Annotated in this window: 13 protein-coding genes; 8 read left to right on the forward strand and 5 right to left on the reverse strand. The window is 67.5% G+C overall.

The annotated features are described in order from the left end of the window. Positions 1-34: 34 nt before the first annotated feature. The 6 genes from FHX72_RS09130 (at position 35) to FHX72_RS09155 (ending at position 4132) form a co-directional block, all read left to right on the forward strand. A complete protein-coding gene (locus FHX72_RS09130; protein ID WP_374953083.1) occupies positions 35-595 on the forward strand; it encodes a DivIVA domain-containing protein in 561 nt (186 codons plus the stop codon). Positions 596-689: 94 nt separating this feature from the next. Further along, complete coding sequence (locus tag FHX72_RS19670) at positions 690-1298, forward strand: aggregation-promoting factor C-terminal-like domain-containing protein (protein WP_068483050.1); 609 nt, start codon at positions 690-692, stop codon at positions 1296-1298. Between the two features lie 81 nt (positions 1299-1379). Further along, entirely contained in the window at positions 1380-2027 is a 648-nt protein-coding gene (locus FHX72_RS19675; protein WP_068492895.1) for a transglycosylase family protein, read from the forward strand. A 128-nt stretch (positions 2028-2155) separates the two neighbouring features. Continuing rightward, complete coding sequence (locus FHX72_RS18555) at positions 2156-2917, forward strand: aggregation-promoting factor C-terminal-like domain-containing protein (protein ID WP_221186852.1); 762 nt, start codon at positions 2156-2158, stop codon at positions 2915-2917. A gap of 103 nt (positions 2918-3020) precedes the next feature. Next, entirely contained in the window at positions 3021-3377 is a 357-nt protein-coding gene (locus FHX72_RS09150) for a hypothetical protein (protein ID WP_167349115.1), read from the forward strand. Next, positions 3374-4132 (forward strand): alpha/beta hydrolase, encoded by a 759-nt coding sequence (locus FHX72_RS09155; RefSeq protein WP_068483043.1) that lies wholly within the window; start codon positions 3374-3376, stop codon positions 4130-4132. Before FHX72_RS09150 ends, FHX72_RS09155 begins: the two co-directional genes overlap by 4 nt. Here the strand turns inward: FHX72_RS09155 and FHX72_RS09160 are convergent. From FHX72_RS09160 to FHX72_RS09170, 4 genes are all read right to left on the reverse strand, one after another. Further along, the gene (locus FHX72_RS09160) at positions 4104-4682 is read right to left on the reverse strand and encodes a putative zinc-binding metallopeptidase (RefSeq protein WP_338110095.1); all 579 of its coding nucleotides are present in this window, start codon (positions 4680-4682) and stop codon (positions 4104-4106) included. The genes FHX72_RS09155 and FHX72_RS09160 overlap by 29 nt on opposite strands. 62 nt (positions 4683-4744) lie before the next feature. Then, complete coding sequence (locus FHX72_RS18950) at positions 4745-4900, reverse strand: hypothetical protein (protein WP_244964118.1); 156 nt, start codon at positions 4898-4900, stop codon at positions 4745-4747. Between the two features lie 65 nt (positions 4901-4965). Continuing rightward, complete coding sequence (locus FHX72_RS09165; RefSeq protein ID WP_183624519.1) at positions 4966-6012, reverse strand: AI-2E family transporter; 1047 nt, start codon at positions 6010-6012, stop codon at positions 4966-4968. An 85-nt stretch (positions 6013-6097) separates the two neighbouring features. Then, positions 6098-7618: a DivIVA domain-containing protein gene (locus FHX72_RS09170; RefSeq protein ID WP_183624521.1), complete on the reverse strand. Its 1521-nt coding sequence runs from the start codon at positions 7616-7618 to the stop codon at positions 6098-6100. A 280-nt stretch (positions 7619-7898) separates the two neighbouring features. Between FHX72_RS09170 and FHX72_RS09175 the strand changes: the two genes are divergently transcribed. After that, the gene (locus FHX72_RS09175) at positions 7899-10313 is read left to right on the forward strand and encodes a DUF8094 domain-containing protein (protein ID WP_183624523.1); all 2415 of its coding nucleotides are present in this window, start codon (positions 7899-7901) and stop codon (positions 10311-10313) included. Continuing rightward, positions 10306-11295, forward strand: a complete 990-nt coding sequence (locus tag FHX72_RS09180; RefSeq protein WP_183624526.1) for a tetratricopeptide repeat protein — start codon at positions 10306-10308, stop codon at positions 11293-11295. The genes FHX72_RS09175 and FHX72_RS09180 overlap by 8 nt, the downstream gene beginning before the upstream one ends. A 79-nt stretch (positions 11296-11374) precedes the next feature. Here FHX72_RS09180 and glgB read toward each other — a convergent pair whose 3' ends face one another. Further along, on the reverse strand, positions 11375-13576 hold the full coding sequence (glgB, locus tag FHX72_RS09185; protein ID WP_183624528.1) for a 1,4-alpha-glucan branching protein GlgB: 2202 nt from the start codon (positions 13574-13576) through the stop codon (positions 11375-11377). Between the last annotated feature and the right edge of the window lie 45 nt (positions 13577-13621).

A 13621-nucleotide genomic window follows, 5' to 3' on the forward strand; every position in this document is an offset into this window, starting at 1 on the left:
CCATCTTCGCCCGCAATGCGGCAGAATGGTCCGCGTGAGCAGCACTTCATTCCCTCTGGCATCTCGTGGCACCCTCGGCTACGACGCCGAAGAGGTCGACCGTGCATTCCGCGTCGCCCGGCAGCGTTACGACAACTTCGACAACGGCACGCAGGGCAAGCGCCTGTCCACGAGCAGCATCCGCCACACGGCGTTCACGATGCGCAAGGGCGGATACTCCGCCCCGCACGTGGATGCGGCCCTCGAGCGGCTCGAGGACGCGGTCGCGATCCGCGAGCGTGACGAGCACATCGACCGCGTCGGCCGCGACGTCTTCCTGCGTGAGACCAAGACCACGGCCCGCGCCGTGCTGGCACGGCTCCGTCGTGAAGACGGCGAGCGCTTCGATCGAGTCTCTGTCCTGCAACGTGGCTACGACGTCAAGGAGGTTGACGAGTTCTCGAGTCGCCTCGCAGACTTCCTCCGCGGGGGCACGGCGATGTCGCTGCGTGAGGTCCGAGGCGTGGCGTTCACGCCAAAGCGCCACGGCTACAAGGAGACGCAGGTCGACCTGCTCATCGACGCCGTCATCGACGTCATGCTGGCCATTCGTTAGGAACACCTTTCACCTGCGCTTGGCCTGAGCGTTGTCAAATCGTGACCTTCCCGTTACGATTGCCGGGTCCCCTCGACCCGTCGGATGGAGCTCCATGCCGGAAACCACTGCAACGCGCGGAGAGCGTGCGCGCCAGCGCCGCAAGCAGCGCGCGAAGCGCCGTGCCGCGATCTTCGGATCAACGGCCCTCGGCGTCGTCGCAGCTGGAGCAATCGCGGTGACGACGCTCACGGGTGCAGGCGCGACCGCCTCGGCAGACGCATCGCTCTCGCCGAGCGTGCAGGAGATCTCGCAGGAACAGGCGCAGGCCTACGCGGTACTCGCCGTTTCGGGCGAGAGTTCCCAGGGCGCCGCCATCGACGACCGCGGCTCGAGCGTCAGCATCGACGTCGTGCCGACCGACCCCGCCTCGCTCAAGAAGATCACCGAGGAGATGGTCAAGTCCCAGTACGGCTGGGGCGCAGACCAGATGTCCTGCCTCGACAAGCTCTGGATGAAGGAATCCGGCTGGAACTATCTGGCCGAGAACGCCGAGTCCGGGGCGTACGGCATCCCGCAGTCCTGGCCCGCTGAAAAGCTCGCCACGATGGGTGCCGACTGGAAGACGAACCCGATCACGCAGATCAAGTGGGGGATCGACTACATCGACCGAGCGTGGGGCACCCCCTGCGCCGCCTGGAACCAGCACAACGGCTCCTACTGAGTCGGCAGCGGCGCGCGGCACCACCGCAGCGTCCCGTCCGGCTGAAGACCTCGCACTCGCGATCCACCTGGGAGTACCCGCATGACCACGACAACCATCCGCACCGGCTCGACTCGGGCCTCACGCCCAGTGGGCCTCCGCAAGCGCGTCAGCGCACGGGCCGTCGTCCCGACGCTCGCCGGCATCGCGATCGCCGCCCTGGCAGTCACCGCGACGGTGCAGCTCGGAGCGCCGAATGACGGCGAGAGCGGCGTGCTTGCGGTTGCCTCCGTCGACGAGCTCACCGCCGCAGGGGCGCAGGGCTACGCCGTGAGCCTCGTCTCCGCCGTCGACGACACGCAGGCCTCGGATGCCCGCACGAGCGACATCGCGAGCATCGTCGTGACCACGCCGACGCCAACCCCCACGCCGGAGCCCGAGCCCGCACCGGCCCCCAAGGCGCCATCTCCGGAGAGCAGCTCCTCCGGTGGCAGCTCCTACGAAGAAGCGAACGTGTCCTCCGACCCGAGCATCGATGCGACGCTCGCGCGCATCGCGCAGTGTGAGTCCGGCGGTAACCCGGCTGCGGTGAACCCGGCCGGCTACTACGGCCTCTACCAGTTCTCGATCCCGACCTGGCAGTCCGTCGGCGGTACGGGCCTCCCCTCGGAGGCATCAGTCGCCGAGCAGACGATGCGCGCCAAGATGCTCCAGGCGAAGGCCGGCTGGGGCCAGTGGAGCTGCTACTGAGCCCCATTTCACGAGGGCTCAGGACTGTTTTTTGCGGGGATACCCGGGGGGCTGACACCGGTTTCGTTGCCATTCCGTAACCATTCCGTTATTCTCGATGGGTACCTAGTTCCAACCCCGGGAGATCAATGACCACGTTGCAGCGAACCGGCTCGACGCGAGCAGCGCGTCCGACAGCCGCACGACGCTCACGGGCGAAGATCATCGTCCCCATTGTCGCGAGCACGGCCGTCGGAGCCCTTGCGCTCACCGCCGTCCTGCAGGCGGGCGTCGCGGGTGGCGCATCCCCGGCCCTTGCCATCGCCCCGAGCGTCGCCGATCTCACGGCAGCTGGCGCGCAGGCCTACGAGGTCAGCCTCGTCTCCGCCGTCGATGCCCAGGATGACGGTGTCGTCGCGGACAACGGAGGAGACGAGGACGCAGCAGTTCCGACGGCAACTCCCCGCAGCAACGACCTCGCGGGAATCGTCGTGACGACGCCGACACCCACACCAACTCCGACGCCGACCGAGGAAGAGTCCAGCTCCTCGTCCTCGTCTTCTTCGAGCTCCTCGTCGTATAGCAGCCCCGACTATGTCGCGCCAGACCCGGGCACTTCGAAGGCCGTCGCGGCCGACGTCGTCGCGTCCATGGGCTGGGGCACCGGCGAATTCGCCTGCCTCGAGAAGCTCTGGCAGCGCGAGTCCGGCTGGAACGCCGCAGCTGAGAACCCATCCTCCGGTGCCTACGGCATCCCGCAGTCGCTTCCTGGCAGCAAGATGGCCACTCACGGCTCCGATTGGCGCACGAACCCCGAGACGCAGATTCGCTGGGGCATCGACTACATCAAGGGCCGTTACGGCACTCCCTGCGGCGCATGGGCGCACTCGGAAGCCAACAACTGGTACTGATTCGCTGGTCGTGACTCTGCAGTCATCACAACGCCGCGTGACCTCAGCGTCACGCGGCGTTGTCTGTTAGCTGCCGTGTGACTGGCTTCCTAGAATGGTTCTCATGCCCCGCTCGAACAGATCCCGCCGCCAAGGTGGCGAGACCTCTCCAAGGGCGAGGGGCGGACGAGCGGCGAAGCGGCAGCAGGCCGCTGTCGACCGCGAGTCCGGCGCTGCGGATGAGCTCGAGCACCTGCGCGACGGCTGGCGGCGCACCGAGGTGCGCCGAGGCGTCTCCTACACGGTGCAGCCCATCTCGGCGGCTCGCGCACTCAAGGACTACGTCTGCCCGGGATGCCCGAACGCTGTCGAGGCCGGGGTTGCCCACGTCGTCGTGTGGCGCGCGGAGGGCATCCTGGGCGACGAGCATGCACTGGCGGCTCGCCGCCACTGGCACAACCACTGTTGGAGGATGGCGTGACAGAAGCACAGAAGAGCCCGAACGCAACCGCCCCCGTTGAGATCAAGAGCGGCACGGAACTGCCCGCGCGGCGCGAGGAGATCGAGCTCCGCACCAGCGATGGCCTCACACTCGTCGGCGAGCTCGCCATGCCCCTCGAGCGGGAGCCCGTCGCGACGCTGGTGACGCTGCATCCGCTGCCCACCGCTGGCGGGTTCATGGACTCGCACGTGCTGCGCAAGGCCTCGCTGCGGCTCCCGGCTCAGGCCGACCTCGCGGTGCTCCGCTTCAACACGCGCGGCACGACGTCTCCCCGTGGGACCAGCGATGGGGAGTTCGGTGACGGTGAGACCGAGCGCGCCGACGTCGAGGCCGCCATGGCGTTCGTTCGCGAGCGCGGCCTGCCGAACCCGTGGCTCGTGGGCTGGTCGTTCGGCACGGAGCTGGCACTCAAGCACGGTCACGAGCACGGCGACGTGCAGGGCCTCATCCTGCTCTCGCCGCCGCTGCGTCGCACGAGCCAGACCGAGCTCGACCAATGGGCGGATGCGAGCATCCCAGTCGTGCTCGTCGTGCCGGAGCACGACGACTTCCTGAAGCCCGACGAGGCGGCAGCGCGCATCGCGCACCTCCCGAACCTCGAGCTTGTTCCCGTCGACGAGGGGCGCCACCTCTGGGTGGGGGAGAAGCAGACCAGGCGCGTGCTGACCGAGATCGTGCAGCGCACGAACCCAGCCGCGCTGCCCCTCAGCTCGTCGTGGCCGACCGGCGAGTGATCCGCGTCAGGATGCGGTGCATGAACCCGAGCTTGACCTCGGTTGGCGCGTTCAGCACAAACGGATAGAGATCGTTCTGCCCCATCGCCCGACTGAATCTGTTGAGCAGCAGCGACACCTCGTGCCAGTCCGCGAGCACGCGCTCGATCGGCTCGTCGGTGTAGTCGATGAGCGGGGTCGTCGAGGGCTGCAGGTGCACGTTGGAGGCGGCGGCCGTCCAGAGCGAGCCGAGGATGTGCAGGTAGTGGGCGAAGGTCTCGGCGAAGTCCTCCCACGGGTGCATCGTCGCGTACTCGGAGATGTATGACGCTGACCAGCCCTCTGGGGCCCCAAACCGGTAGTGGTGGTCGAGTGCGTCCCGGTAGCTGGCCCGCTCGTCGCCGAAGAGCTCCCGGCACTCGGCGAGCAACGCCTCGTCGTCGAGCAGGATCGACTGGTAGTAGTGGCCGATCTCGTGCCGGAAGTGCCCGAGCAGCGTGCGGTACGGCTCACCGAGGCGCACGCGGAGCGCCTCGCGGGGCGCTTGCGGACGAGCCGGCAGGACAGGCACGAGGACGTGGCGATGCCGTCCTCCACGAGCCAATTGCACTGCCAGCCACGGTTGCCGCAGGCTCACCAGAGGCGGCCATCGACGAGCACGGCGCCGCCGCTCACGTCGACGAAGGTCTGCGTCTCGTCGTGGAATGCGATCGGCGTCGCGCACGCATCGCACGACAGCGATTCGAGCATGACGAGGGAGGCGCAACGGGGGCACTTGATGCTCTGCACGCCTCGAATCAGATGGGCAGGAACGTGCCTCCGTGCGCACGCCGGGGTGCGGCTCAGTGGGAGCTCTAGCGTTCGTTCTGCGAGGGGATCCAGACCTGCTTGACGATGAGGAGGATCGCCGCCGCGATTGGGATGGCAACGAGGGCGCCGAGCAGACCGAGCAGCGTGCCGCCCGTGAGGGCAGCGATGACGACGATCGCGCCGGGAACCTGTACCGCCGAGCTCATGATGCGCGGGCTGATGACGTACGCCTCGACCTGCATGTAGATGACGTAGTAGAGAGCAGCCATCCACCAGACGCTGCTGTCGACCGGCATGAGCGCCAGCTGCAGCAAGACGATGATGACCGAGGCGGAGAGCGTGCCGACGAGCGGGATGAGCGAGCCGAGGAACGCGATAAGCGCGAACGCCGCGGGCATCGATGCCCCGATGATCGAGAGGAACGTGAACGACAGGATGCCGTTCGCGAGACCAAGCGCCACCTGACCCAGGACGAACTTGCCAACGGAAGCGGTGATCTGTTCGGTCAGCTCCGCGGTCCGGGCCCGCTTCGATGCGGGCAGCAGCTGGTAGAAGCCGCGCTTGATGCTGTTCATGCTCGAGACGAAGTAGAGCATGAGGATGAACACGATGAGCACGCCGAAGAACGCGTTCACGATGCCGAAGCCGACCTCGAGCACTCCTCCGCCGATGGTCGCGAGATTATTGCGCAACCACTCGAGCGCGTCGGTCACGAATTCCTGAGCCTGAAGGTCAGGGAAGCGCTCGTCGACCCATTCGATGACGTTCGAGCCAGCAAGGTCGTTCACGATCGACGAGTAACGAACCGAGAGTTGTTCGACCTGCGTCGCGATGCTCGGGATGAGCGCCCAGACGACCAGGCCGAGCGCAATCGCCGCGCCGCCGAGCGAGGAGATGATCGCCGCCCACCTCGGCCAGCGGTGTCGCTCGAGGAACGCGATGATCGGTTCGAAGCCGAGCGCAAGGAAGAGCGCGGCGCCGATGTAGGTGAGGATCGTGCTCAGGGAGGCGACCATGCCCCCGAGGACAAGCGCCGTGAGCACGCCGATCGTGGCGATGAAGCCGAGCCTGAACGGATTCTCGATGCGCATGCGGTGTTCCCCCTGATCGGATCCCGACCGAAGGACGGGATCCGAGTCTAGACGCGAGGCGTAGCTCTAGATCGCGTTGCGCGGGTCAGCGCTGACGGGGTGCGCCTGGCTTCTGATTCGGGCTCTGACGGCCGCCGTTGCCCGCTGACTGTGCGGGGGCAACGGCCTCTGTCGAGGTGTCGCTCTCGGCAGCCTCGGTTGCCTCGTCGTTCTGAGGCTCCTGCTGCGCACCGCCGCTGGAGAGGGCGAACGCGTGGGCTTCGGCCGATGCGTCGCCGGACTCTTCTGTCTCAGCTTCGGACGCCGACGGGCGCTTGCTGATCTGCTCGTCCGCCTCCGGGAGGCTGAAGTCAGTGCGCGAGAAGGCGCGCTTGAGCTGATCGAGGTAGCTCTGTACCTGATCGCGCTCCTCGCGGAGCTCCGAGAGGCGCTGCTCGGCGTTGTCGAGGAGGCTCTGCGTGTGCTGCTCCACCTCTGTGTTGCGCTCGCGAGCTTGCTTGTTGCTCGTCTCGAGGAGGTCGGCTGCCTTGCGCTCCGCCTGGTCCTGCGTCTCCTGTGCGCGACGGCGTGCATCCGCCATGATCTTGCCTGCCTCGCGGCGAACCTGCTCGCTGCGCTGGTTGAGGTCCGCCAGCTGTTCGGTCGCGTCGTCGATGAGCTTCTTGGCGGCGGCTTCGGCCTTGCGTCCCGCTGCCACGAGCTGCTGCTCGAAAGCGTTGCGGCGCTTGGAGAGCTCGACGTCCAGCTCGGTGCGCTTGGCGTTCAGCTCACGCACGGAGGCCTCGCGGAGCGCGTCGATCTCGCCCTTCGCCAGCTGGCGCTCGGCTTCCTGCTCGTGTTCCATCTGGGTGCGGCGCGCTGCGGCCTCGCGCTCGAAGTCGGCACGTGCCCTTTCCATCTCACGCTGACGCTCCGCAAGGCGTGCCGAGGACTCGGCGATCTCGTTCTCAACGGCTTGGCGCTTGGTCGCGAGGTCCTCGTCAACGGATGCGCGCAGCGCGTTGACTTCTAGGTCGGTCGAATGGCGCTGCTCGCGAAGCTCCGTCGTGACCTGGTCCTTGACCGTCTCGATCTCGCGCTCCTGATTGGTGCGCGTGAGCTCGGCCTCCTGCTTCGCGTTCTCGAGCAAGCTGTCCGCCTCGGAACGAGAGTCGCTCAAGACGCGCGAGGCGCGAACGTCCGCCTCTCGTGTCACGCGCTCCGCGTAGTCGTTCGCTTCCTGGTGGATGCGGGCCGCGTTGCGGTGAGCCTCGCTGAGGATCTTGTCGGCTTCGCGCTGTGCCTCGGCAGTGAGCTTCTGGGCTTGCTGCTCCGCGGTCGCAAGCGTGCCCGCGAGCTTCGTCCCCAGCCCCGAGTACGTCGGGCTGCCAACCTCGTTGAGCTCGGTTTCGAGTTGCTTGATTCGGGTGCGCATTGCAGCGATCTCGCGGCTGGCACCGGAGTCCTGGTTGCCGGCCTGCGCAAGCTGGGTCCGCAGCGACCTGATGACCTCGTCGACCTCTTCGCGGTTGTAGCCGCGCATAGCAGTGTTGAAGTTGATGTCGTCGAATGCCAAGGACGCCTCCGCGTGAGTCAGGTTGCACGTGCGCGCCGACCGCGTGCGCACGCTGTGAAGTCTAGACGGCAGGCACGTGGAGCATCCTGACGGCCCTGAAAGAGAGGGAGATATTGCTCAAAGGAGGGGCGTCTCGCCGCGCGAGGACCCGCACTTTGGCCGTTTTCAGGGCTGACACCGGCGTATTCCAGGGGAAGTGCGGGCAACGTGCGTTAGATTGAGGGGTCGAGAGTCTTCATGAACCTCATGTAAGACGACGGCACCCTCGCGAGAGGAGCACGTCGAGCGCACAAACGATGCACGGCGCAATCACTCGAGAAGGAGTCACTCAGTGAGATTCATCCTAGCCGCGATCGCATTCCTCGGAAGTGCGGCGCTGCTTGTCGTCGGCTGGCTGCAGGTCACAGAAGCTCGTGCCGCAGACTCGGTCGTCGCGACGGGCACGCTGTCCCAAGAGTCGCCGTTGCTTGTCATCCCAAGCGACACGCTCATCGAGCACGCGGGCACGCAGTCCATCACGATCAGCGGGGACGGCCCCATCCGCGTCGCAATCGGCCGCCAGGCCGACATCGCGGGCTGGGTCGGCACGACGCAGCACGAGATCGTCACGCTCGATGACGCGAGCGGAGCGCTCGTGTTCACCCCCGGCGAGGCGTCGGCGGAAGAGACGACGGCGCCGAACATCCTCGGAAATGACCTGTGGTTCGAGGAATACGAGGGCGACGGAGAGCTCGAACTTCAGCAGACGCTCCCGGTCGGCTTCGCGCTTCTCGTGCAGTCCGACGGTGAGGCACCTGCGCCGAGCGAAGTCTCGATCTCCTGGCCGCTCGACGGCCGGGCACCGATGGCAGGTCCGCTCCTGCTCGGCGGCGGAGTCCTGCTGCTCGTTTCTCTTGGCCTTCTCCTCTGGGCGCTGCTCAGCATGCGACGCCGTTCGAAGCCTCAGCGCCAAGCTCGCGAGGAACTCGAGTCCGAGATTCCCGTAGCTCTTCCCGCTTCCGAGGCAAGCGCCGCCACAACTCCGGCCTTCTCGTTCGAACGCGCAGCACCGGGTGCCGATGATGGCCTCGATGCAACTGATCTCGACGCGGTTGAGCAGTCGCAGAGCGTCGTCGCGGCATCGGTCAGGCTCGTCGAGGGCGACTCTCCCTCTGAAGAACCGTCACGTGATGCCGAACGCCTCGAGCCGCAAGCGGAACCCGTCCATGCCTGGGCAGCGCCGACGCCAAGCGAGCAGCCGGCTCTTCAGCCCGAAGCACCCGCGTTCCCCTCGTTCAGGGCACCGAGCGCAGAGGGCGCCGGCACGCCGTTCGTGCCAGCCGTTGCCCAAACGCCAGCCGCCGTTGACGACCCGTTCAGCTGGAGCGCCCCGGTTGAAGCGAGTGAGCAGCCCGACGCGAGCGAGCAGCCCGACGCGAGCGAGCAGCTTGAGTCTGCGTCGCAGCCCGAGTCCGTGGAAGCGAAAGAACTTGATTCGTCTTCGGGCGACGACACGACAAGCGGCGACGACACGACAAGCAAGGACGACTCCTCCAACGGTGGGGAGCCCCCCGCAGGCGGCGCTTCCGGGCCAGGCGAGGCGGCACCTTCAGCGGACGCGCCGGTGGCAGCACCACAGGAGTGGCGTCGACCGCGCGGCCGCGACCGGTCGCAGGCGCCGAAGCGCCTCTTCCGGCTCATCCCGGTGCTCCTGGTCGGCTCGATAGCGCTCACTGGATGCTCGGCAGATTTCTGGCCTGAGCAGTTCGGCGGCTCGACAAGCGCCCCGACGACTCCGACGCCGACCTCGTCGATCGACCAGGCGCTCATCACCGAGGGCGAGGCCCTGCCCGCCGTCAACGCGCAGAAGCTCACGCAGATCCTCGACGACGCTGCCAAGCTCGCTCAGGAGGCGGACGCCGCCAACAATGCGGATGGGCTCAAGCCTCGCTTCACGCAGGCCGCCTACCAGGAGCGCGCCGCCGAGTACCAGGCCAAGGCTGCAGACAACGCGCTGCCTGGGCCTGTTGCCTTCCCGACGGGCGAGGTCGTCTACGCCGTTCCGCAGGCTTCTGAGACCTGGCCGAAGTCGATCTTCGTCGTGCGAGAGGCCGGGGGAGAGACTCCGACGGCACCGTTCGGAATCATGCTCACCCAGTCGAGCGCCCGCGACACCTATAAGGTCGCATCCATCGTGCAGCTCACGCCTGACGTGACGCTGCCAGAGGCTGCGCCCGCTGAGATCGGCGCCCCTGGCATCGACGGCCTTGAGCAGCCGCTGCTGATCGCACCGGAAGAGCTGGCAGCCGCCTACGCCGACGTCATCAGCAACGGCGACGGCTCGCAGTACGCGGCCCTCTTCTCTCCAGATGGCGACTCGCTGCGGACGCAGATCGCCGACGCTCGTGCGACGGTCTCTGGGGAGATCGACGCCAACGCGGCGCGCATCGAGTTCCAGACGCGCGCGTCGGACGACCCGCCCTTCGGCGTGCAGACGCTTGACGGCGGGGCGATCGTCGCCGTCTCCATCGAAGAGGTCGAGAAGCTGAGTGCGCGTACGCAGCTCGCGACCCTCAGCGTTCAGGGACGCACCGCTGCACTCGCGGGTGCCAGCTCGTCGTCACTCGGGTTCGAGACGCTCTACACGAACCAGCTCATGTTCTACGTGCCGTCGGAAGCGACAGGCGGCGCCATCCAATTGCTCGGCTTCGCCAACACCATGACAGGCGCACGCCAGCTCAACGCCAACGAGGTTACCTATGGCTGAAACCCCTCCACTCAACCCAGCAAGTCTCTACGGAGCAGTTGATCTCTCCTCGCTCGTGCAGCGCGCGAACGCGCCCGCGGGCCAGGCTCCGGGTGCATCCGCAGCCCCGACGCCAGGGCAGCCCGCCGAGGCCGGCCAGCCGGCCGCGGGGGAGCCCGTCGCGACGCTGCCTGACGTCGTCATCGACGCGGACGAGCAGACGCTCGAGCAGTTCATGCAGCTCTCGCAGTTCCTGCCCGTCATCGTCGAGATGCACGCGAAGTGGTCAAGCGATGCGCAGGCGCTCTCGCCCGTCCTCGCCAAGATCGTCCGCAGCGCGGAAGGTCGGATCGTGCTCGTGCGCGTCGACCTGGATGCACATCCGCAGCTCGGCCAGCAGCCGCAGGTCATCGCCATCATCGGCGGTCGGCCGCTTCAGCTCTTCTCGGGTAACCCGCCGGAGGAGCAGATCACGCAGATCGTCGGCGAGATCCTGCAGGTCGCAGCCCAGCAGGGTCTGACCGGCCACGTCGCGGTCGACGGGGCGCCTCAGGGTGAGGCCGAAGAGCAGGAGCCAGTGGCCCCGCCGCTGCCGCCGCTGCACGCCGAGGCCTTCGAGGCGCTCGAGCGCGGCGACTACGCTGCGGCGATCGACGCCTACGAGCGCGCGCTCGCCGAACGCCCGGCAGATGACGAGGCTCGTGCCGGCCTCGCACAGGTCCAGCTCCTCGTGCGTCTTCAGGGCAAGACCCTCGAAGAGATCCGCCAGCGTGCTGCCGCGGGCCCGGACGACCTTGATGCTCAGCTCGACGTCGCCGACCTCGACCTGTCGGGTGGCCACATCGACGATGCGTTCGACCGCTTGCTGACCCTCTTCCCGAAGCTCGACGCCGAGGGCAAGACGGCCGTGCGCGAGCGCCTTCTTGACCTGTTCCTCGTCGTCGGGGTCACCGACCCTCGCGTGGGTTCGGCACGGGCGAGGCTCACGAACCTCCTGTTCTGACGCCGCCGAGAGCGACGACACGAGGCCCGGATGCGATCAGATCGCATCCGGGCCTCGTCGTGTCAGTCGCGGGCGCTGACTACCCCTCGTACTTGAACCAGACAGCTGCGAGCGGCGGTACCGTGACGGCGGCAGACTGCGCGAAGCCGTGCGACGCGATGTCCTCGGTGGCCACCGAGCCGTAGTTGCCCGCCCCGGATCCCGCATACGTCTCGGCGTCGGTGTTGAGCACCTCAGACCAGCGACCGGCGTGCGGCAGGCCCAGCCGGTACCCGCTGATGACCTGGTTCGAGAAGTTGAAGATCATCGCGACGTCCGGGGTCCCGTCGAAACCGCGGCGCGCGAACGCCAGCACGCTGTTGGCCGCATCGTCGCCGCTCAGCCACACCATGCCGGACGGGTCGTCGTCGCGCTGCCAGAGCGCGCCCTCGTTCTTCGCAAGGCGGTTGAGGTCGCCGACCAGCCGCTGCACGCCTGCGTGGCCCGGGTTGTCGAGCTGCCACCAGTCGAGGCCGCGCGACTCGCTCCACTCGGTCTGCTGCGCGAATTCCTGGCCCATGAAGAGCAGCTGCTTGCCGGGGTGGCCCCACTGGTAGGCGAGGAAGAGCCGCGTGCCCGCGAGCTTCTGCCACTCGTCACCCGGCATCTTCGAGTAGAGGGACCCCTTGCCGTGGACAACCTCGTCGTGGCTGATGGGCAGCAGGAAGCGCTCGCTCCACGCGTAGACGAAGGAGAAGGTCAGGTCTCCCTGGTGGTGGGAGCGGTAGATGGGGTCGCGCTCCACGTAACGGAGGCTGTCGTTCATCCACCCCATGTTCCACTTGAGGCCGAAGCCCAGCCCGCCCCACTCGGTGGGCTTCGTGACCCCCGCCCAGCTCGTCGATTCCTCGGCGATCATGGCGATGCCGGGGTAGAGCTTGTAGGCGGTGGCGTTGACCTCCTGGAGGAAGGCGATGGCCTCGAGGTTCTCGCGGCCACCGTGGATGTTCGGCACCCACTCCTCGCGGGAGTAGTCGAGGTAGAGGATGGAGGCGACGGCGTCGACGCGGAGCCCGTCGATGTGGAACTCCTCGAGCCAGTAGAGCGCGTTGGCGACGAGGAAGTTCCGCACCTGGGAGTCGCCGAAGTTGAAGACCTTCGTGCCCCAGTCGAGCTGCTCGCCGAGTCGCGGGTCCGCGTGCTCGTAGAGCGCCTGGCCGTCGAACTCCGCGAGGCCGAAGCTGTCCTTCGGGAAGTGGCCAGGCACCCAGTCCATGATGACGCCGTAGCCGGCCTGGTGCAGGCGGTCGATGAGGTAGCGCAGATCGTCGGGCGAGCCGAGCCGCGAGGTGGGCGCGTAGTAGCCGGTGACCTGGTAGCCCCACGAACCGCCGAACGGGTGCTCCGCGAGAGGCATGAACTCGACGTGCGTGAACTCGAGCCCGTCGAGGTATTCGACGAGCTGGTCCGCGAGCTCGCGGTAGCCGAGGCCCGGGCGCCACGACATGGCGTGGAGCTCGTAGGTGGTCATCGGGCCCGTGTGCGGGTCCTTCTGCGCGCGTTCGCCCATCCAGCCGCCGTCACCCCACTCGTAGGTGCTGGGGGTCGCGACGACGGATGCGGTCTGCGGCGGCTGCTCAGCGTGCAGGGCCATCGGGTCGGCTTTCTCGACCCAGTCGCCGGATGCGGTGCGAATCTGGAACTTGTAGGTCTCGTGGGGCGAGACGCCCGGCACGAAGAGTTCCCAGATGCCGAGCGCGTCGAGGCGGCGCATTGCGTGCGCCCTGCCGTCCCAGCCGTTGAACGAGCCGATGACGCGGACGGCCTGGGCGTGCGGCGCCCAGACGACAAACGAGGTGCCCCAGACCGGAGCGTGGGTGCCCCAGTGCTCCCGGTGGTGCGCGCCGAAGACGTGCCAGAGCCGTTCGTGGCGTCCCTCACCGAAGAGGAACTGGTCGACTTCTCCGACGACGGGGAGGAAGCGGTACGGGTCGTCGACCGTGTGCGGGACTCCGTCCCCGTAGACCGTCTCGATCCTGTAGTCGTCGAGGCCAAGGGTGTGGGCGCCCTGCCAGATGCCGTGGGCGAGGTGCTGCAGCTCGACTCGTTCGCCGCTCGTAGCGAGGATCGCCGCGACGCGCTCGGCAAGCGGACGGCGGGCGCGGATGATCGTCGCCCCGTCTGCCTGCAGGTGCTGCCCGAGGATCGAGTGCGGCCCGGAGTGCGTGCCGTCCGCGATCGCGCGCAGCTCGCCGTCCGGGAAGCTGATAGCGGGAGCCGCTGGCTGGAGTTCGTCGGTCATGGTGTTTCCGTTCTCGAGACCGTCCGGCCGCGCCAGAAGCGCGAC

This window comes from Pseudoclavibacter helvolus (genome assembly GCF_014191305.1).
GTDB lineage: Bacteria > Actinomycetota > Actinomycetes > Actinomycetales > Microbacteriaceae > Pseudoclavibacter > Pseudoclavibacter helvolus.

What these genes read in the sequence shown, in the direction of transcription:
- glgB (WP_183624528.1), bottom strand. Translation starts at nt 13,576, where the DNA reads ATGACCGACGAACTCCAGCCAGCGGCTCCCGCTATCAGCTTCCCGGAC.
- FHX72_RS18555 (WP_221186852.1), top strand. Translation starts at nt 2,156, where the DNA reads ATGACCACGTTGCAGCGAACCGGCTCGACGCGAGCAGCGCGTCCGACA.
- FHX72_RS19670 (WP_068483050.1), top strand. Translation starts at nt 690, where the DNA reads ATGCCGGAAACCACTGCAACGCGCGGAGAGCGTGCGCGCCAGCGCCGC.
- FHX72_RS09165 (WP_183624519.1), bottom strand. Translation starts at nt 6,012, where the DNA reads ATGCGCATCGAGAATCCGTTCAGGCTCGGCTTCATCGCCACGATCGGC.
- FHX72_RS09180 (WP_183624526.1), top strand. Translation starts at nt 10,306, where the DNA reads ATGGCTGAAACCCCTCCACTCAACCCAGCAAGTCTCTACGGAGCAGTT.
- FHX72_RS19675 (WP_068492895.1), top strand. Translation starts at nt 1,380, where the DNA reads ATGACCACGACAACCATCCGCACCGGCTCGACTCGGGCCTCACGCCCA.
- FHX72_RS09150 (WP_167349115.1), top strand. Translation starts at nt 3,021, where the DNA reads ATGCCCCGCTCGAACAGATCCCGCCGCCAAGGTGGCGAGACCTCTCCA.